The organism is uncultured Porphyromonas sp., from assembly GCF_905372525.1.
In the GTDB taxonomy this organism is placed as follows: domain Bacteria; phylum Bacteroidota; class Bacteroidia; order Bacteroidales; family Porphyromonadaceae; genus Porphyromonas.
Genome location: NZ_CAJPPN010000011.1, coordinates 16507 through 36841, shown reverse-complemented (window position 1 = coordinate 36841; position 20335 = coordinate 16507). Strand labels below are relative to the sequence as shown.

The window sequence follows — 20335 nt, the reverse complement described above, 5'->3', positions numbered from 1 at the left end:
CGAAGATAGAAGGATCCGTGTCCAAGGTGTAGAGATCCCCAGCGAATACCTCCTACCTAGGAGGGATGAGTATACACGTGTGTACACTATTGTATACCCACGTGTACACAACAGTATACACGCGTGTACACAAGTGCGCTCTAAGTATATCCTCTGTAGGGCTCTCTTGTAGGTCTGTTTCTTGGGGATAATGCCTAGGATCTTTAGGGTTGGGCTAAGGCTCTCTAGGATATGAAATAATATCCCCGAAGACCCAAAGGCTGGAGTATGCGAGCGAGATCATGCGTCAGCCCTAGGGGCTACGACCTCCCCCTCGTCCCCTCCCCCCGAGGGCTGAGGGCAGGAGCTCGGAGACCCCATATGGGGGAGATAAGCTACCTTTGTAGGCAATAAGTACTTACGAGACAGAGATGAACCAACTAGATATATTCCTCGGTGGAGCCGTGCTCCTCTTCACCCTCGCAGGGCTCTTCGGTGGAGCGGTGAAGCGTGTGGTACAGGTGGCCGCCGTCGTCATTGCCTTCCGCGAGTCCTGGCGTCTGACCCCATGGGTTCAGTCCGCACTAGAGGGACTCCTCGGGCACCCTGTGGGCGCATGGGGCTTCATCATCCCGCTCCTTGGCTTCCTCATCGTATACCTAGGGATCCGTATGCTCGGGGGGTGGTTCTCCTCCCTGACGAAGGGGACACTGCTGGGGATCCTCGACCGCATACTAGGCCTTGCACTAGGTCTACTCGTGGGGATCTACCTGATGGGCTATGCCTGTCTCCTCTTCGAGGGGATCTTCCCTACACCTCCACTCAAGCCCTCGAGCGGTGAGCCCCTCACGACCCGACAGACCTCCGTCCTCTACCCCTGCCTCATACGTGCCGTCAGCGATATACGGCAGGCAAAGACTATCATCTTCCCCGAGGAGCCCAAGCAACCCGAGGAAGCTCCTACTCCCCCACCCACTCAGAAGCGCAGACGATGAACCCACTAGAGCTGATTCACCGCTACTACCCCGAGGGTAGCGACATAGAGCGCATCCTGCGCCTACATAGCGAGGATGTCACTGGTCTAGCCCTAGAGCTCGTGGACCGACACCCCGAGATGAACCTCGACCGCACCTTCGTCGAGGAGGCAGCTATGCTCCACGATATAGGCATCTATAGGACAAATGCCCCCGAGATCCATTGCCACGGCGATGCCCCCTATATCCTACACGGCTACCTCGGGGCAGAGCTCCTGAGGAGCCTAGGACTCCCCCGCCACGCCCTAGTCGCCGAGCGTCATACGGGCAGCGGGCTGACCGAGGAGGAGATACATAGCCGGGGGATCGCCCTCCCCCCTGGGATCTACACCCCAGAGAGCCTAGAGGAGAAGCTCATCTGCTACGCTGACAAGTTCTACTCCAAGACGAAGCTAGGACAGCGTAAGAGCCTCGACAAGGTACGCTCGGGCTTCGCCAAGCACGGCGAGGAGGCACTGCGGCGCTTCGAGCTCCTACACGAGCTATTCGGACAATAGACTAGCCCGATGGAGGATTTCCCTGCATTTATTTGCATTCTTCCACGATAAAGCCTACCTTTGCCTATAGAAAGAAACAGAGCCACGATGTCGGTTGGGAAACTCATCGTACTATAGTTGAAAACCGAGACAAACCGAGATGCTAATGGCGGGCTACAACGCCCCTCTCGAGGGACGTTCTCCTGGCGACAGGGGATACAGTAGATTACAAAGGTATCGAGGAACTCAAATCCTGTTTTTCGGAGTTTTCACTTAATCTGCTCGTGGCTCCCCCCTTCAGAGAAGGTCACCCTCTACCCAATAGCGTGGGAGCGGGTGACCTTCTTACTTTTTAGCCTCCTCGGGAAATGGGTATTCCTACCCTCAGGACAAGCGTCTCCACTCCCTCACGGATGGATCTTCGTGCACTCAGAGATTGGTTTGTAGACTTCTCCCTCCTTGATGGGAGAGTGTCCAAAGCTCCTCCCTATCCCCCACCCTCAGATAAAGCAAGCCCCCACCCTCATTACTCTGAGGGCAGGGGCTATAAAGAGATTAGAGAACTCGCCGACTAGGCACTAACCTAGATCCTGCTCCATATAATCAATGAAAGCGCGATTGACTAGGTGTGAGCCACCAGCCGTAGGATAGCAGCCCGAGAAATACCAGTCACCTGGATGATGTGGGATGGCCTCGTGGAGTCCCTCGAGACTCTGGAAAACGAGCTCCACCTCGGCACGTGTCCCCTCGGGGCGAAGAAGCTCTACCATCTTGGCAGAGATCTCCTCGGGGGTGAAGGGAGCATAGATAGCCTGCACCACATTCTCTACCCACTCCGTCTCGGGTAGCTGACTTAGCTGGAGCGCCTTCTGGTACTGCTCATCTAGGAGCTGCTGCATCCCTCGCTCACGAATGAGGGCTATGGCAGCACGGAAGGCGATGAACTCCTTCATCTTGCTCATGTCGATCCCGTAGTAGTCTGGGTAGCGCACCTGTGGACAGCTAGAGACAATGACGATCTTGCGAGGCCCGAGGCGATCCAGGATACCGATGATGCTCTGCCGAAGGGTCGTACCCCGCACGATACTATCATCGATGACCACTAGGCTATCTACACCTCGCTCCACCGACCCATACGTGATGTCGTAGACGTGTGCTGCGAGCTCATTACGGCTCTTGCCCTCGGAGATGAAGGTACGGAGCTTGATGTCCTTGATGGCGACCTTCTCGGTGCGTACACGCTGGGCAAGGATAGTCCTCAGAGCCTCCTCACTAAGGTCGGGCTGGGACTGTATCTGCTGGAGCTTCTGCTCAGTGAGGTACTTGTCCAGCCCCTCGACCATACCATAATAGGCAACCTCGGCAGTATTGGGGATGAAGGAGAAGACCGTATGCTGTAGGTCTCCGTCTACTGCCCTGAGGATAGCGGGCGTGAGGTGTTCCCCGAGGGCCTTGCGCTCCCGATAGATGTCTCGGTCACTGCCACGAGAGAAGTAGATGCGCTCGAAGCTACAGGCAGCGCTGGGCTTAGCCTCCACGATCTGCTCCGTGCGCACCTCGGCAGAGCGACTGACGAGGAGGGCTTGCCCTGGGTGTAGCTCCTGCACTCGGTCACTCGTGATATTCATCACCGTCTGTATGACGGGACGCTCGGAGGCCAGCACGACGATCTCGTCATCTACATAGTAGAAGGCTGGACGGATCCCCCAAGGGTCTCTCATCGCATAGCTCTCCCCACTACCCGTCTGTCCGCACATCACGAAGCCACCATCCCAGAGGGGGGCACACTGACGCAGGACGTTGGCCAGATCCATACGCTCCTCGATGTAGTGGGTGATATCCATCCCCTGCAGGCCGTGCCCCTTGCTCTCGATGAAGAGACGCTCGACCTCTCTATCCAGCCTATGCCCGATCTGCTCCAGCAGGATATGCATATCGGAGACGTGGCGAGGGTGCTGTCCTACGGAGGTAATGGCATCGAAGACCTGAGAGACGTTCGTGAGGTTGAAGTTTCCACAGATCGAGAGCGTCTTCGCACGCCAGTTACTACGGCGTATCATCGGGTGCACATAGGTCAGACCGCTCTTGCCCGTGGTGCTATAGCGGAGGTGCCCCATGAGGCAGGAGCCTGCGAAGGGGAGATTGCGCTCGGCATAGGCTACGTCGCCGAGGCTATCGGCAGGTGCATGGGCGAGCTGGGCATGGACGGCATTGAAGATCTCCTGTATGGCAGAGGAGCCTTCGGCACGCTCACGGAAGAGGTATTCGTCACCGGGCTCGCTCTGGAGCTTGACGACGGCTAGGCCTGCACCCTCCTGCCCGCGGTTGTGCTGCTTCTCCATCAGGAGGTAGAGCTTGTTGAGCCCATACATCCACGTACCATACTTCTCTTGGTAGTAGCTGAAGGGCTTACGCAGGCGGATCATAGCCACGCCACATTCATGCTTGAGGGGTTCCATTTGTATCTTAGGAAGAGGAAATAGGATAGTCTACTAGGGGGAATGGGAATCATCCGAATGCAAGATGCGCACCCTTGGAGTGAGAGATGCGCATCCTTGTTTAGTCGTTATCTATAGGGGGTGAGTGGGGGTATAGTCTAGCGCTTACCCTTCTTCTGAGCCTTGCGCTGCTGCTCCTGCTGCAGACGCTGAGCCTCCTCGAGGCGCTGCATCCACTTGGACTTCTTGCGGGGCTTCTTCTTGTTCTCCTCGAGTTCGTGCAGTAGCTTCTCCTCATTGAGTGTCCAGCGGAAGGCTAGATACTGCAGGATGGTGATCAGCGTAGAGACGAAGTAGTAGTAGCTCAGCGCAGAGGCATTCTGATTGAAGATGAAGAAGAACATGATCGACATGATGTAGGGCATCATCTTCATCCCAGCCATACCCTCTGCGGAGCTAGGAGACTGGCTCATCGTGTAGCGTGTATAGATGACGTTGGTCACTGTCATCAGCACGCAGAAGAGGCTCAGGTGGTTACCCAGGAAGGAGGAGATAAGGGGGATATTGAAGTCCCACGAGATGATCGCATCATAGGTCGATAGGTCTTGTGCCCACAGGAAGCTCTGCCCACGCAGCAGGATCGAGGTCGGGAAGTACATGTACAGCGCGATGAGGAAGGGCATCTGCAGCAGCATAGGTAGACAGCCACTCATCGGGCTAGCACCTGCGGAGCGATAGAGGTTCATCGTCTCGGTCTGTCGCTTCATCATCGCCTCCTGATCCTTGCCGGGGTACTTAGCATTGATCTCATCGATCTGAGGCTTCAGGACACGCATCTTGGCCTGCGAGAGGTAGCTCTTGTGCGTGAAGGGGTATAGGAGGATCTTGATGATCAGCGTCATCAGTAGGATGATGATCCCCCAGTTGGAGATGAAGCCCGAGAGGAAGGTCACGATCGGGATGATCAGGTACTTGTTGATCCAGCGGAAGACACTCATACCGAGATAGACGAGGTGGTCTAGCTGCAGAGGGGCATCATTCTGCGAGAGCTCGGCGTCATAGCGCTGTAGGAGCTCGTAGTCATTAGGGCCAAAGAAGAAGGTCAGGGGTACCTGCGTCACCTCCTCCTTGACGGACATCGGGAAGGTGGCTGCGAGGGAGCACGAGCGGACATAGCCACTACCCTCCTTCTCTGCCTGGAGTGTCAGCGTATTGTTTTGGAAGCCCGTGCGCTGGTTGATCAGCACCGAGCTGAAGTACTTATCCTTGAAGGCCACCCACTGGAGAGACTCCTTGATTTCCTCGGTACTCTCACTACTCGTCTCGAGACGCTCTACATCCCCCTTGGGGAAGTGATAGTAGATACCGCTATACTGCCCCTCGAACTTCCAGGACTGCTCCTGCTGGGGCATGCGCTGTCGCCACTCGAGGTCCTGCGTGGTCATGTTCACGGGTAGTAGGCGACGTAGCTCGTGTCCCGTGATCGTGAGCCCCACACGGTAGTCGTCGGGGCGCAGGGTGTAGGCAAAGTCTAGGTAGGCCACCGAGTCGATCTGCATACGTAGGACAGCTGCACTGTCGCTCTGACTGATGACGTCGAAGTAGGCCGTAGAGGTATTGACGATCTTATTTTCCAGCGTACGTAGGGGGAGGTTGAGGGTAGCGTCACCTTGGCGGAAGAGCTGTACGGGCTTCTTCTGCTGGTCGGTGTAGTCGGCTAGCGTAGCCTCTACGGGAGAGCCGCCCTTGTTGGAGAGCTTGAGGGTGAGCTTCTTGTTCTTCAGTACCACAGTCTGCTCGGGGCGCTCTTGTAGGTAGGCTGGGAGTACGGGGCCGACTACAGAGGCGGAGTCCCCTGGGTGGTCGATCGTACAGCCATCTGCCCCCGACCATGTGGCTGGGGAAGTAGGCTGACTCTGGGCTACCACCTGAGTCGTATCCGTCGTAGGAGTGGCCTGCGGCTGTGGACCCGACTGCTGAAAGAGTGTGAACCCTATCAGTACAGCACCGATGAGTAGGGCTCCAATGATTGTATTCTTATCCATTTATCATTTACTGACCGAGTGAGAGAGGAGGCTATCACAGCCTCCGCTCCACTCGGATGCTATACTATACAGTGTATATAATGTCCTAGCACGCGTCTTGGTTCTCCTGGCTATAGCGGATAGCCTCTCGGACGAAGGCCATGAAGAGGGGGCTAGGGTGCAGTACCGTACTCTGATACTCGGGGTGGAACTGTACCCCCACGTACCAGCGATGGCTGGGGATCTCTACCGTCTCTACGAGACCCGTATCGGGGTTCTCCCCGGCGCAGATCATACCTGCACGCTCATAGTCGTCACGGTACTGGCTATTGAACTCGAAGCGATGCCGGTGGCGCTCCCGGATGAAGTCCTTGCCGTAGGCCTCGGCGATACGTGAGCCCGGACGAAGGATACAGTCGTAGCCCCCGAGGCGCATAGAGCCCCCGAGGTCGGAGATACTCTTCTGCTCCTCCATCAGGTCTACCACCTTGTGCGTCGTCGTCGGGTCGATCTCTGTCGTGTGGGCATCCTTCCAGCCGAGCACATTGCGGGCGAACTCGATGACCATACACTGCATCCCGAGACAGATCCCTAGCGTGGGGATACCTTGCTCACGGGCGTAGCGCAGAGCCTCAAACTTCCCATCCACACCTCTTGACCCGAAGCCAGGGGCGACCACTACTCCGTCGACCCCCTCTAGGAGTGAGGCGACATTGGATGGGGTGATCCGCTCGCTGTGGATAGAGATGAGGCGGAGCTTGCGTCCGTTGTAGGTCGCTGCCTGTAGGAGAGCTTCGTCGATGGACTTGTAGGCATCCTGGAGCTCCACGTACTTCCCTACGAGGGCGATGCGTACCTCCTCGGTAGCCTCTTCACGTAGGGCGAGGAAGTGCTTCCAGGGCTTGAGCTCGGGCGTTCCCTCGGGTGTGATACCACACTTCTTCAGCACGATCTCGTCTAGGTGCTGAGCCTGCAGGGCTAGGGGTACCTGATAGATCGTGGGGACGTCTACGCTCTGCACGACGGACTCTGGGGAGACGTTGCAGAAGAGGGCGACCTTCCTCAGGATGTCACTGCCGAGGCTATGCTCGGTACGCAGGACGAGGATGTCGGGCTGGATACCTACCTCCTGGAGCTGCTTGACGGAGTGCTGGGTCGGCTTGGTCTTGACCTCTCCGGCCGCAGCGATGTAGGGGACATAGGTTAGGTGCAGGCAGAGACAGCTCTGCCCGAGCTCCCACTTGAGCTGACGGACGCTCTCTAGGAAGGGAAGGGACTCGATGTCCCCTACCGTCCCCCCGATCTCGGTGATGACGAAGTCGTAACGCTTCTTGAGCCCAAGGAGCTTGACATTACGCTTGATCTCATCGGTGATATGGGGGATGACCTGTACGGTCTTGCCGAGGTAGTCGCCCTTGCGCTCCTTGCGGATGACGTTCTGATAGATACGTCCCGTGGTGATGTTGTTGGCTCGAGAGGTAGCGACGTTGAGGAAACGCTCATAGTGCCCGAGGTCGAGGTCGGCCTCATGCCCATCATCGGTCACGTAGCACTCGCCGTGCTCGTAGGGGTTGAGGGTGCCTGGGTCAATGTTGATATAGGGGTCAAACTTTTGGATCGTGACGCTGTAGCCACGTGCCTGAAGGAGCTTCCCGAGGGAGGCTGCTACGATGCCCTTCCCGAGGGAGGACACGACGCCTCCCGTCACGAAGATATACTTTGTTTCCACTGCTCGCTGTGTATGTCTATGTTGTCTACGTACCCTGTTGCTGTGCCCTCCGTCCCCCTCAGACTGGATCTCTGCCACCTCGTCCCCCTGGAGGAGGAAGCTATAGCAAGTACCCGAGCTCGTCTAATTAGGGTGATACTGGGGCTGTATCGTTGTCACGCAAAGTAGCCTAGGGAGCGGAGACTCCAAACATCCCTCCCCAAGCTACGCATACAAAGATACATCTTTGCACGGTACTAACACTTTCCCTAACCTACACATCCCCTCTCTCCCCACTAGCTATGTTCTACACGAGGGCAATACTCAGCAGACAATGGGGAGTAGCGACTTACGTCCCCCTCTGTCCACGCCCCTTGTGTGGGCGGACGCTACAAGCACACACCTCTATACACTAAGTCTGAGCCTTAGCATCTGCTGAGGGCACTTAGTAGCCGATACTCGTTCTCGCTACATCTCGATCCAGATGGAGTCGCCCCGCACTAGCCCCTGATAGAGCTGGTAGCCCTCGTAGCGATCAGGTAGGGCGTAGCCTTGTGGCGAGGTCGGAGCCTCTTGGTCTCGAAGCAAGTAGACATTCAGCGAAGTACCTTCATCCCGTAGTCGTGCACTCGCCTCCCAATCGGGGAGCATGAAGTGCCAGCGCCCACGGATGAGGCGAAAGGCCAGCAGACTGTACACGTACTCCCGCCGACTGCGGGCAGGCAGGAAGGCCAGACGATGCACATAGGGACGTAGCTCACCCTCCGTCACGACAGCCTCTGTCGCCACGGAGTGCGCCGCGTGATCTGGTAGGAAGGAGACCTGAAACCAATCGTGCCCCCTCTGAGGTGTCAGCAGATAGTACAGATGTCCCTGAAGGTAATAAGCACACTCACTCCAGTTAGCATAAGGGTACTGATAGTCAAGGCGCGGCTTGGGCAGACCATCTACGATGGAGGGCTCCAGATCGACCACCCAAGCCTGATCCCACACGAGCACCTGATGGGTCATGTGTCTTCGTTCCCGTTCCTTGTAGAATCTGAGGGCATTAGTAGACCACCTAGGCACATAATGGGTATCACTTATTCGTTCGCGCCGGGGATAGCCCTCGATCATCGTGTAGTAGCGTAGCCGAGGGAAGATCCAGTTGCTCTGATCCTGGCGCACGAGGTAGTAGGCCGTATCCGTGTGGTTCTGGTAGACCACATGTAGGTAGGGCACATTGAGCTCTCGCCTCAGCGTATCCATCGGATTTCGCTCCCGATGCCAGCGCACCTCGAAGTGTACCGAGACCCTCTCCTCGGCTTGGATGGCTCTCACCGCCGACAGTAGTAGGATAATGAGGACGAGCCTCCTTAGCAGTGGCATAATGGTATCCATCTTCTCCTCATTTTACATATCGATCCAAAGGGAGCATCCCTTCACCCGACCTAGATAGAGCTGGTAGCCCTCATAGAGCTTGGGAAGAGGCAGTTGGGACTCCCCATTATAGAGTGGATTCGGATCTCCCTCCATTCCTAGAGCCTCATTAGCGATAGTCGTATCCTTCGCCACCCAGTTCGGAATGACAAAGTGGAAGCGCCCTCGTACAATCCGAAAGGCCAGTAGGCTGTAGATATACTCTCGTTCGCTCCGAGCCGGTAGGAAGGCTAGGCGCCCCTCCAGCAGGCGCAGTATCCCGTCGGTCTTGTAGGGCTCCTTGGCTACAGAATAGACGAAGTTCTCTGCACGGTGGTATCCCGTCCAGAGCATAAGGCTAGAAGGCTTCGTCCCTGGCTTCATGAGGTAGCACAGGATATACTGAAGGGAGCTTAAGGATACATTCCAGTTCAGCTTAGCGTCCGTGGAATACCTATATCCATCTCGGGCGTCTCGCAGATCTACCTCCCAGCATTCGGAGTGGAGCACGACCTGATGTTTCTTCTTCTCTCGCTCTGCCTCGCTGTATACTTTGAACCGTAAGGCTTCCGTCTCTCTATCATGTACAAAATCATGATTATCTAAATAGTAACATTGCGCCTCATCCAAAAACTCGACGTAAGGGAAGATCCATCTAGGCCTGTCCCTCCGCACCAGATAGTAATTCGTATCGCTGTCATTTCGATACACTACATGCAGGTAGGGCACGTTGATCTGTTGCCTCAATGTATCCAGCGGGCTGACCTCGGTGCGCCAGCTGACCCTTAGGCTCATCGTGATCTGAGCCTCGGCGCTGAGTGTGGCGAAGACGATGAGCATGAGGACTAGCCCCATTGTAGACTTCATCTTATTCATGGCACGACGAAATAATGTCTCGTATGGGTAACCCGCCCATGGATACACGCATCAGGCTATATCTTGCGACAAGGTATAGGTACTTCATAGAGAGCCCTGTTTCTTGTTTATAGTTAGTAATTTAGTAGTATGACAAATGTAGATATTACTTAGACGAAAAGCAAGCACCCTCAGGGGGATCACATCAATATCTACCTCGGCGGCATTCTATCCGACACAACGGTCTCACATACTAGGGGAGTAGTGCTATTTAGCCCCGTCCTGACCTCCTCTCTAGGGTAACGTGCATGAGCATATACGGGGGAGGGACTGCCCCTACCCTATATATATTTATGGAGTACGATGAAGGCTACTCCCACCAGAGGGTGAAGCTATCGACCTGTGCCGTATCGGGTATTTGTGAGGCATCTATACGCTTCGCCTTCTTATCCCACCCTGTAGGAGGGAGCTTGGACTTGGAGATAGCGAAGTGCGCATGGATCGCATCTACGACGACTCATCAGCGGCCGCTCCATGCTCCTCCATCCGCTTCACCTGAGCCTCAGGTATGCGCTTGAGGATATCTCCGATGGTCATCTCGCTCGTGATCCCCCCGATGCTACTCTTCGTGATGGTAGGCTTGTAGTAAGTCCCAGCCATTGATCCACCGCCACAGTACCACGTGAGGGCGTGGCGATCCTCGGGCTTGGTCGTGGAGACCTTGACGCCCTGCTGGTCGTGACTGGGCACGATGCACATCGTGGCGCTCTCATCCGACCGAGCAAGAGGGACAAAGAGTGTATCATTGCGGAGTGTCCCTACTTCGGTGAAGTAGGAGAGACCCTTGCCTCCGGCCTTAGGGACAACTATCGAGACCAGATACTGCTCCTCTTCGGGTGTTATCAGGAGGGTCTTCTCTTTTCTTTCGCCATCGATGCTATCGAAGGCGCCGTATGTGCCGACAAAGTCATAGGTACGTCTCTTATACAAGACGTTGTGTCCCCCCTGGGAGCCATGGTCTTGCCCCCCGTCCTCTGCGAGGAGTATGAGGCGCTCCTCCGCAAGGGCGAAGCGTAGGGTATCGTGTGGTAACATCAGCTGCAGGACGCTATCCTCGACGATGTATGTACCCTGCTCGGAGAGGGTACGATCCGAGCCGATATAGTCACGTGTATAGGTGGCGTGGGTGGAGTCCTCTAGCGTGAGCGAGACCTCGATCCCCGCACAGTCTGCACTGGGGATCACCCCTAGGTAGACAGAGAGCGCAGTGTGCCCTTGTCCCTGCAAGCTCTGCTGTTGCCCACCTCCCCGACAGGAGAAGAGTCCGAGAGCACACAGGGCGATTGGTAGGATTCCTTTTAGGATTACAGCTATGTCCTTCATCTTCATTTTCGTCACGTTACTCTATCCCAAAGCCACAATAAAGATACCACACCTCCCAAGAAGTCTCCCCCAGCCGTCCCCCGACCGAAAGCCGGAGCCCCAAGGAATGAAAGCGGAAGAATAGCCAAAATCACCCCACCCTAACGACCTCTTCGAGAGCACTATATACCCTCTCACACTACAGACTAGAGAGGGGCAAAAATGTCCGCCTCCGCCACCTAATGCCAGGGGGGGGGAAACGCTCTTACCGAGAGCGTCCTTGCGATCATACCGAGAGCGCACTTGCGATCATACCGAGAGCGTGAAAGCGCTCTTACCGAGAGCGCAGAGGCGCTCTTACCGAGAGCGTCACCCTCTCTCAGAAGAGGTGGATACAGAGTGAGTTACCTTCGCCCTCGGGAGTCCCCCCGATCATCCGCTAGCAGGTACCCCTTGCCCCAACCAAATCTTCCTTACCTTTGAGGTGCTGGGGGGATCATTGCCCCACAGGGTCATCCACGGAGAAGTACACACCCCATATCTACACGAGTATGAGCATTCGTCCTCTATTGATCCTCTATACTATCATCAGTGTGGCTAGCTACGCTGTCGCTCAGCCGCCTATTCCCGACACGCTCCAGGTGAAGAGCCTACCCGAGGTAGCCATCGAGGCCAAGGCTCAGATGGAGACACCTCAGCGAGCCCTCTTTTGGCCCTCTAAGCTCCTAAAGACACATACGACCAATGCCCTTGAGCTCCTGAGTGCCCTACAGATCCCCAGCCTCTCCGTCACCCTCTACCCACCCTCCATCAGCACCCAACTCGGGGGAAGTGTCGCGATCTGTATCAACGGTCGGGAGGCTCAGCTAGAAGACCTCCTACCCCTCAGGTCAAGCACGATCCAGAAGATCGAATACACGAGGACTCCTACGGGACGATACACCGGTAGGGCTGGACTAATCAATATATGCACCACCCCACTCGACTATGGGGGCAACATCTATGCCTCCCTCCGAGAGGGCTTCCTGGCTAGGCAGGGGGATTACCTAGCCTATGCGGACTACACGAGACGCTCGCTGACCCTCTCCCTCACCCTGCACCATGACTGGAAGAGACAGCATGACTACACGGAGGGCTCGGAGGCCTTCCACCTACACGACGGGACGACGAGGGAGCGCTACACGACCACCCTCGGCTCGACTCAGCAGAGCGATAGACAGGCCGCCAAGCTCGTCCTCGCACACACGGGGACAAGTAGCTCGCTGAGTGGCTACATCCAGTTCCTTAGCACCGGTATTCCTCGGGAGGAAAGGCATAGCCTACTGAACTATCGGGACCAAGGCTCCACGACCCAGCACACGAGCACACGAGCCCGAGGGCTCTCCCTCTCGCTCCACCTAGACTACAGCCTTACACTCCCTCGGGAGCAGACGGTCAGCCTATCGCTAGACGGATCATACGGACACCATCGGCATAGCCGTAGCTATCAGGAGGATCGACAGCAGGGCTTCGCCACAGAGGCCTCGGAGCAGAACCTCACCTATACGGCCAATGCCCTCTACACCAAGACGCTCAGGGGTGGCCTCTCCTGCACGCTCAGCCTCATGTACAGCACCAAGAGCTACCGAGACAGCTATACGGGCATAAGTACTGGGGAGCAAAGCCTCACCACCAGAGAGGGCATGGCACTGCTCCAAGCAAGCCAAGCGATTGGCAACAAGCTCTACTACTATGCCTCCGCAAGACTCTCCTCCATGGGGATCACACTAAATCACCAGCCGACGACCTACCTACATCCCGTACTCTTCTATGGTGCGAACTATACCCTCTCCCCGAGTCACTCGATCTCCCTGAACGGGCAATACACCCATACACTCTTCGATCCATCCAACAAGAATGCAATGACGATCCCCATCTCTGCCCTCGAGGTCAAGGTGGGGAACCCATACCTGCGCCCGATCAAGGTCGTGAGCAATACAGCTGCCTACAACGGTACTATAGGTTGCTCGGCATGGAGCTGGCCTATAGCAGCACGATCTATCTCCACAACGAACTCCGGCATTACTATTCGGACACGAGGAGGATCTACAGTACCCGAGCCAACGACGGGAGATTCTACGGCAATATGTTCTCTCTATCGGGGAGCTACTCGTTACTAGGGAAGCGCTTGACCCTAGGGGGCTCTATGACCTATGAGTATAATATCATAGATGCCTCACGCTACCAGCTAAGGCAGCACGTGGCACGGCTTGACCTATCCCTATCCTACCTGATAGGCCGTGTGTATCTAGGGGCGGACTACTCAGCCCCCTATACTGCCCTTGATGCGAGAGAGCCCCTATACCTCCACAGCCCCAGCACCTACGGAGGGGTGATCAGATGGCACCACGGAGCTTGGAACATCGGCCTTACGATCCGGAACATCCTCCGTCAGTATGCCTCCACTCATACCTATATGGACTACGGGGCATATCGTCTAGACCAACAACGCTACAGCCAAGCCGAGGGTCGGTATATCGGTGTGACGGTGACCTATAGCTTTGGCTTCGGGCGAGGGAAGAAGCTCGAGCGTCCCACACTAGACACCACCCTAGAGAATGCCCTCATGAGGTAGCCGACGACGGGACAGCTCCTGGGCCTCTAGGCGACGCCACTGCCCACGGGCTCATCCCCCTCATACCTATCCCTTGGGGTAGGATCGATCATGCAGGGAGGAGAGAGACGGCACCCTACTCGGCTATAGAGCCTATCGTACATTTATCATTTCCGAGTTATATAGGTAACTTTGCAAAATAATCACATTGGGGTAGAGGCGAGCTTGCACATCAGACCTAGGACAGGGATGGAGAGAAAGATTGTGTAGGGAGGAGAGCATGGGCAATCATATGCAAACCTAAGACCTAGACAAAGCCCCCTCGGGCCCAAATTCACTAATGACTCACTAGGTCGTATGATACATGCTCAGATAACATGGCCTCAAGCCCTATATATCGCTACAGAGATAAGGCGCAAGCGATCCTCTTCTGATCCAGATGCTCTTACTCAGACATTACAGGATGCAAAGGTCGATCTCAATCCTCATCAGGTAGAGAGCGCACTCTTCGCGTTCCGCTCCCCCCTATCAAGTGGAGCCTTACTCGCCGATGAGGTAGGACTAGGGAAAACCATCGAGGCTGGTATCATCCTATCACAGAAATGGGCTGAGCGCAAGCGCCGACTCCTGATCATAGCACCAGCCAATCTGCGGAAGCAGTGGGTAGAGGAACTTGAGGATAAGTTCTATCTACCGGCCTTCATCTTGGACAAGAAGGGGGTCAAGGCACAGAAGGAGAGAGGGAGGAGTAACCCCTTCGAGTCAGAGAGGATCATTGTATGCTCTTATGATTTTGCTCGCCGAAACGAGTCCTACCTCAGGCAGGCGATGTTTGACCTCGTCGTACTAGATGAAGCACATCGTCTACGCAATGTCTATCGCAAGGATAACCGAACAGGCAATACCCTGCGGGTAGCCTTAGAGGGGAAGAAAAAGGTCCTGCTCACCGCTACTCCTCTACAGAATAGTCTGTATGAACTCTATGGGCTCACGAGCTTCATTGACCCCTACGTCTTCGGGGACTTCAAAAGCTTCAAGGCACGCTATAGTGGGACACTTACCGAGGCTGACTTCGCCCAACTCAAGAAGCGTCTAGCACCACTCTGCCAGCGTACACTCCGCAGACAGGTATTGGAGTACGTCAGCTACACAGCGCGTATACCGATGCTTCAGGAGTTTGTCCCCTCTGAAGAGGAGACCAAGCTCTATAACATGGTCACTAAGTATCTCCAACGACCACAGCTCTACTCTATCCAGGCAAGCCAACGCACACTCACCACACTCGTCCTGCGCAAGCTCCTAGCCTCATCCTCCTATGCTATCGGGGGGACACTAGACACGTTGCTCGGTCGTATAGATAACAGACTGTCCTCTGCTGAGGAAGAGCTGGCTGAGACCGCCTCGGACTATGAGGGGATACAGCTACTACTAGAGGAGTATCCAGAGGAGAGCGAGGATCTATCCTCCGAGACCCAAGAGATGTCGGAGGAGGATATAGCCCTACTCCGTGAGGAGCGTGAATGGTTGGCCCAATGCCAGGCCCTCGCCCATAATATCGAGCACAATAGCAAGGCCGAGCAGCTCCTGGTGGCTCTCAAGCAAGGCTTCGAGCAACTCTCCCAGCTCGGAGCAGAGCGCAAGGCCCTCATCTTCACAGAGAGCCGCCGTACTCAGGAATATCTCTTTCGCCTACTCTCCGAGCACGGGTATGCCGATCAGGTGATGACCTTCAGCGGGACAAACACCGACGCACGAAGCGCAAAGATCCTCAAGGACTGGAAGGCTATCCATGCTGAGACAGACCGGGTGACTGGTGTCAAGGAGGCCGACATGCGAGCAGCTCTAGTAGACCACTTCCGCCACAAAGCGACCATCATGATCGCCACAGAGGCAGCTGCCGAGGGGATCAACCTACAGTTCTGCTCTCTAGTAGTGAACTATGACCTTCCCTGGAATCCCCAGCGCATCGAGCAGCGCATAGGCCGATGCCACCGCTATGGGCAGCGACATGATGTGGTCGTGATCAACTTCCTAGACAAGACGAACGCTGCAGACCGCCGCGTCTACGAGCTCCTGGATGAGAAGTTCCGACTCTTCAATGGGGTCTTTGGAGCTAGCGACGAGGTCTTAGGTAGCATCAGTAGTGGGACAGACTTCGAGCAACGCATCGCTCAGATCTATCAGAACTGTCGTACTGAGGAGGAGATCCAGAAGGCCTTCGACACGCTAAAATCTGAGCTCTCTCCTCAGATCGATGAGCGCATGCGTCAGACCCGAGCTACCCTGCTCGAGCACTTCGACGATGAGGTACGCCGCCGCCTCCGAGATAGTGAGGAGCGCAGTCGGAGGCTACTGGCGCGCTATGAAGAACTACTATGGCTACTCACCCAGTTCATCCTACGAGACAAGGCGGACTTCTCCCTACAGGACTATAGCTTCACCCTGAGGGAACCTATTTCCGAGGTAGCTCATGCGGGGCACTACTATATGCTCGAGCGGAAGGGGCGTGAAGTGATAGAGGGCGACACAGGGTCAGAGCCCCAGGGCTCGCTCTACAGGGCGAACCACCCTCTAGCCCAGTATGTGATGCAGCAGGCGCAGCTGCTCGACACCTCACTACAGGAGTGCTGGGTAATAGACTATTCTCACTCAGGGAGGAATATCAGCCCCGTAGCCGAACTGGTAGGACAACAAGGCTACATATCGGTAGACCTCCTGAGCATACATACTGCTGATAGCCAGGAGCGGCTCATCACGGCTATGGTGACGAGTGATGGACGCGTAATCGAGGACGAGATCCTGTCCCACCTATGGACTCTCCCCAGCTCTATGGAGCTCTATGAAAGCCTCTCTCGGACTCATCTACCATCTCTGATAGAAGAGATCAAAGATCAACAGGTGGATACCACCAGCCAAAAAGCTAAGGAGGATGCTTTCACGCTCTTCAAGGAAGAGATGGATAAGATCGACATGTGGGCAGAAGATATGAAGGCGGGGCTAGAGCAAGAGCGAAAAGACCTCGAGCAGACCATCCGCCTACGTAAAGTCGAGATGCGCAAGGCAGACACAATAGCCGAACGCCTGCTGATGGAACGTGAGGTACAGCAGCTCGAAAAGGAGCTGAGACGCAAGCGTAGTGAGCAGTTCGAGGCAGATGATCGTATCGAGGCTCAGAAGGATCAGCTCATGAGTGACCTAGAGAAGCTCATCGAGCTGCGGACAGAGCGTACCACCCTATTCATACTCCCCTGGAAAATCAGATAATAACATCCGAAGAATGACTGTGCATACCGATATAGAGGAGATCCTCCAGAAGCGCCTCATCGAAGGCAGTCGCATCGAGTTCAAGAGAGGGTGGAACCCGACTAAGATCTATCAGAGCATATGTGCCTTCGCCAATGACTTTGATAACATCAATGGTGGATATATCCTCGTCGGTGTAGAGGAGGAGCACGGCGTAGCCAAGCGCCCTATACAGGGCATACCCGAGGAGGAGATCGATAAGATCCTCAAGTCAATGATCGGATACAACAATAAGATCAGCCCCTTTTATCTCCCTAGAACCTCCGTAGAGGAGGTGGATGGGAAGTCCCTACTCGTCATCTGGGTGCCCTCTGGAGATGCCCGTCCCTATGAAGTGAGAAGTGATGTGCTCAATGATCGATCACCCTCCAAACCCTACATCAGAGCTGAAAGTAGCACGATAGAGGCGAAGGGGGAGCCCCTAGCTGAGCTAAGAGCGATGGCCAATCGGATCCCCTTCGATGACCGATCAAATAAGGAGATCTCGATACAAGATCTATCTCCCCTACTCGTGCAAGACTATCTCAGGCGCATAGGTAGTAAGCTAGCAGACATGATGCAGAGGCAAGATCTAGGCACAACCCTAGAGCAGCTCAACCTATGGACGGGACCAACGGAAGACCGAAGGCTAAAGAACGTAGCGGCAATGATGTTCTGCGAGAAGCCCATGAAGTTCTTTCCCCGTACACAGATAGATATCGTGATATTCCCCGAAGGAATAGAGCAGAATCCGAGCAACATGATCGAGGTGCCCCCGATCACGGGATCCGTACCCACAATGATCCGTGCCACCCTCGACTATCTTCGTGTCAATGTAATCAAGGAACGAATACTCAAGCCTAAGGATCGGGCAGAGTCTGTTCGATACTTCAACTATCCCTATCAAGCTCTCGAGGAGGCTGTAGTCAATGCTCTATATCACCGAGACTATCTGGAACAAGAGCCTGTCGAGATCCGTATACAACCCCATGAGATCGTTATCCTCAGCTATTCGGGGCCAGACCGTTCTATCTCAGATAGTGTCCTCAGACAAGCCAGACACCTCCAGGCTCGACGATACCGGAATAGACATCTGGGAGACTTCCTCAAGGAACTCAAGCTCTCTGAGGGACGTGCCACAGGGATACCCACCATCCAGGATGAACTCAGACGGAATGGATCACCAAGGGCAACCATAGAAACTGATAGCCAGCGTAGCTACTTTTTGATCACGATCCCCTGCCATCCAGACTTCGTTGGACAGACTTCGCTCTCGCCCCTAGCGACATTAAATGACACATTAAATGATACATTAAATGATACATTAAATGATACATTAAAGCAGAGGCTCACAAGGCTCCTTGAGCTACTCGTCACCAACCCCTCTATCCCCAGGAAGGAGCTCGCTGTACACCTTGGGGTATCTACAGCGACCATATCCCGTGATCTCAAGCTACTGATTGACACCAAGATCATCCAGCGAGAGGGAGCAAAGAAAACAGGACGATGGGTAGTACTCATCGCAAATATCCAACACGTATAGGAAGAGATGAACAATAACAAACAAAAGCTAGAGCTTATCTGGGTCGGGAAGGGAGAGGAAGATATCCTCGAGCCTCGTATCCTACTCGAGTGCCCCGAGCTACACTATGGCATACACCCCATCAGCCTCGCACCTGACGAGGCTGGTAATCTCCTCATCCACGGAGATAACCTCCTAGCACTAAGGGCTCTCTTAGCAGCTGGCTATGGAGGAAAAGTAAAGTGTATCTACATCGATCCTCCCTATAATACTGGATCTGCCTTTGAACACTACGATGATAATGTAGAGCACTCCCTCTGGCTCTCGCTCATGAAGCAACGACTGGAGTTGCTCAGAGAACTACTATCACCAGATGGTAGCATCTGGATAAGCATTGATGCCTATGAGTGCCATTATCTAAAGGTCTTGTGTGATGAAGTATTCGGACGCTCCAATTTCATTGATGAAGTGATTTGGCAGCGATCATATGCTCCCATTAACCTAAAGAAAACAGTATCTCGTGCACATGATGCGATACTTATCTATGCACGCAGCAGCGAGGGCTTTACACTGAACAAACTACCTCGTACTGAGGAGGCTAATAGCAGGTACAAGAACCCGGACAACGACCCAAGAGGTCCGTGGACATCAGGAGATTTATCCGTGGGACCTGCAGTCGAGTCCAATATTTATCCCATTACCACCCCCTCAGGACGGGTTTGCCTACCACCTGAAGGCTACTCGTGGAGACTCACGAGAGAACGTTTTGCTGAGTTTGTAGCAGATAATCGAATCTGGTTTGGAGAGAATGGAGGTAATACACCTCGTATCAAACGTTTTCTCTCGGAGGTTAAGGAGGGAGTGACTGCGACGACCTTATGGTTGCGCATAGAGGTGGGAGACACTCAAGAAGCGAAAAAGGAAGTCAAAGCATTGAATAAGGATAACGTCTTTGACACCCCCAAACCCGAGCGTTTAATAGGGCGTATTCTAACACTTGCATCTGAAGAGGGTGACCTCGTCCTCGACAGTTTTCTGGGCTCAGGTACAACAGCCGCGGTGGCACACAAGATGGGTCGCAGGTGGATCGGCATCGAGCTGGGCGACCATGCCTACTCACACTGTGCCACACGCCTACAGAGAGTCATCGATGGAACGGATGAGGGAGGCATATCCAAGGCAGTAGGATGGCAGGGAGGCGGAGGATATCGCTTCTTTGAGCTAGCCCCTACCCTCATTAAAGTGGATGAAGAGGGTATCCCCGTAATCAATCCTGACTACAATGGGGATATGCTGGCTGCTGCGATGGCGATACATGAGGGGTTCACCTATGCCCCAGACAGCGAGACCTTCTGGAAGCAGGGGTATAGCTCCGAGAGCGACTTTATCTACACAACCACACAGCACCTCACGCAGGAGACGCTCAGCTATATTTCTGACTCTCTGGGGCAGGAGGAGAGCCTCCTTATCTGCTGTACCTCCTACTCGGTAGGACTAGACACCCTCGATACACGTATCACCCTCAAGCGTATCCCTCAGCTACTGCTCGATCGCTGTAGATTCTGTCCCGACACGAATGGCTACAATCTAAACATTGTCCCCCAGCTGAGCAAAGAAGAGGAAGAGGAATGCTTTGAGAGCACAGAAGAACACGCATAAATATT

At 54.8% G+C, this 20335-nt stretch carries 13 protein-coding genes; 7 read left to right on the top strand and 6 right to left on the bottom strand.

Going from position 1 to position 20335, the window contains the following annotated elements; translation table 11 throughout:
- The first annotated feature begins 410 nt into the window (after nucleotides 1–410).
- Together QZ170_RS03445 and QZ170_RS03440 are read left to right on the top strand one after the other, a co-directional pair.
- Nucleotides 411–974 (top strand): CvpA family protein, encoded by a 564-nt coding sequence (locus tag QZ170_RS03445; protein WP_297177119.1) that lies wholly within the window; start codon nucleotides 411–413, stop codon nucleotides 972–974.
- Entirely contained in the window at nucleotides 971–1510 is a 540-nt protein-coding gene (locus tag QZ170_RS03440) for an HD domain-containing protein (protein WP_297177116.1), read from the top strand. Before QZ170_RS03445 ends, QZ170_RS03440 begins: the two co-directional genes overlap by 4 nt.
- Nucleotides 1511–2067: 557 nt before the next feature.
- Here the strand turns inward: QZ170_RS03440 and QZ170_RS03435 are convergent.
- From QZ170_RS03435 to QZ170_RS03410, 6 genes are all read right to left on the bottom strand, one after another.
- A complete protein-coding gene (locus tag QZ170_RS03435; protein ID WP_297177114.1) occupies nucleotides 2068–3948 on the bottom strand; it encodes an amidophosphoribosyltransferase in 1881 nt (626 codons plus the stop codon).
- 137 nt (nucleotides 3949–4085) lie between these two features.
- Nucleotides 4086–5972: a membrane protein insertase YidC gene (gene yidC / locus QZ170_RS03430; RefSeq protein WP_297177112.1), complete on the bottom strand. Its 1887-nt coding sequence runs from the start codon at nucleotides 5970–5972 to the stop codon at nucleotides 4086–4088.
- An 85-nt stretch (nucleotides 5973–6057) separates the two neighbouring features.
- The gene (locus QZ170_RS03425) at nucleotides 6058–7680 is read right to left on the bottom strand and encodes a CTP synthase (protein WP_297177108.1); all 1623 of its coding nucleotides are present in this window, start codon (nucleotides 7678–7680) and stop codon (nucleotides 6058–6060) included.
- A 447-nt stretch (nucleotides 7681–8127) separates the two neighbouring features.
- A complete protein-coding gene (locus QZ170_RS03420; RefSeq protein ID WP_297177106.1) occupies nucleotides 8128–9039 on the bottom strand; it encodes a hypothetical protein in 912 nt (303 codons plus the stop codon).
- 12 nt (nucleotides 9040–9051) lie between these two features.
- Nucleotides 9052–9933 (bottom strand): hypothetical protein, encoded by an 882-nt coding sequence (locus QZ170_RS03415; protein ID WP_297177103.1) that lies wholly within the window; start codon nucleotides 9931–9933, stop codon nucleotides 9052–9054.
- A gap of 486 nt (nucleotides 9934–10419) precedes the next feature.
- Nucleotides 10420–11295: a copper resistance protein NlpE N-terminal domain-containing protein gene (locus QZ170_RS03410; RefSeq protein WP_297177100.1), complete on the bottom strand. Its 876-nt coding sequence runs from the start codon at nucleotides 11293–11295 to the stop codon at nucleotides 10420–10422.
- A gap of 530 nt (nucleotides 11296–11825) precedes the next feature.
- On the opposite strand from QZ170_RS03410, the gene QZ170_RS03405 reads away from it, so the two are divergent.
- The 5 genes from QZ170_RS03405 to QZ170_RS03385 all read left to right on the top strand — a co-directional run bounded on the left by QZ170_RS03405 (nucleotide 11826) and on the right by QZ170_RS03385 (nucleotide 20330).
- The gene (locus tag QZ170_RS03405) at nucleotides 11826–13433 is read left to right on the top strand and encodes a hypothetical protein (protein WP_297177097.1); all 1608 of its coding nucleotides are present in this window, start codon (nucleotides 11826–11828) and stop codon (nucleotides 13431–13433) included.
- Nucleotides 13434–13459: 26 nt separating this feature from the next.
- The gene (locus QZ170_RS03400) at nucleotides 13460–13888 is read left to right on the top strand and encodes a hypothetical protein (RefSeq protein WP_297177094.1); all 429 of its coding nucleotides are present in this window, start codon (nucleotides 13460–13462) and stop codon (nucleotides 13886–13888) included.
- Nucleotides 13889–14224: 336 nt separating this feature from the next.
- Nucleotides 14225–17131, top strand: a complete 2907-nt coding sequence (locus tag QZ170_RS03395; protein WP_297177091.1) for an SNF2-related protein — start codon at nucleotides 14225–14227, stop codon at nucleotides 17129–17131.
- A 13-nt stretch (nucleotides 17132–17144) separates the two neighbouring features.
- Nucleotides 17145–18692: an RNA-binding domain-containing protein gene (locus tag QZ170_RS03390; protein ID WP_297177088.1), complete on the top strand. Its 1548-nt coding sequence runs from the start codon at nucleotides 17145–17147 to the stop codon at nucleotides 18690–18692.
- 6 nt (nucleotides 18693–18698) lie between these two features.
- Entirely contained in the window at nucleotides 18699–20330 is a 1632-nt protein-coding gene (locus QZ170_RS03385) for a site-specific DNA-methyltransferase (protein ID WP_297177085.1), read from the top strand.
- Nucleotides 20331–20335 lie beyond the last annotated feature (5 nt).

Bases quoted from the DNA above. Each gene is read 5' to 3' on its own strand.
- QZ170_RS03445 (WP_297177119.1), top strand. From the start codon at position 411: ATGAACCAACTAGATATATTCCTCGGTGGAGCCGTGCTCCTCTTCACC.
- QZ170_RS03440 (WP_297177116.1), top strand. From the start codon at position 971: ATGAACCCACTAGAGCTGATTCACCGCTACTACCCCGAGGGTAGCGAC.
- QZ170_RS03435 (WP_297177114.1), bottom strand. From the start codon at position 3,948: ATGGAACCCCTCAAGCATGAATGTGGCGTGGCTATGATCCGCCTGCGT.
- yidC (WP_297177112.1), bottom strand. From the start codon at position 5,972: ATGGATAAGAATACAATCATTGGAGCCCTACTCATCGGTGCTGTACTG.
- QZ170_RS03420 (WP_297177106.1), bottom strand. From the start codon at position 9,039: ATGGATACCATTATGCCACTGCTAAGGAGGCTCGTCCTCATTATCCTA.
- QZ170_RS03415 (WP_297177103.1), bottom strand. From the start codon at position 9,933: ATGAATAAGATGAAGTCTACAATGGGGCTAGTCCTCATGCTCATCGTC.
- QZ170_RS03410 (WP_297177100.1), bottom strand. From the start codon at position 11,295: ATGAAGGACATAGCTGTAATCCTAAAAGGAATCCTACCAATCGCCCTG.
- QZ170_RS03405 (WP_297177097.1), top strand. From the start codon at position 11,826: ATGAGCATTCGTCCTCTATTGATCCTCTATACTATCATCAGTGTGGCT.
- QZ170_RS03400 (WP_297177094.1), top strand. From the start codon at position 13,460: ATGACCTATGAGTATAATATCATAGATGCCTCACGCTACCAGCTAAGG.
- QZ170_RS03395 (WP_297177091.1), top strand. From the start codon at position 14,225: ATGATACATGCTCAGATAACATGGCCTCAAGCCCTATATATCGCTACA.
- QZ170_RS03390 (WP_297177088.1), top strand. From the start codon at position 17,145: ATGACTGTGCATACCGATATAGAGGAGATCCTCCAGAAGCGCCTCATC.
- QZ170_RS03385 (WP_297177085.1), top strand. From the start codon at position 18,699: ATGAACAATAACAAACAAAAGCTAGAGCTTATCTGGGTCGGGAAGGGA.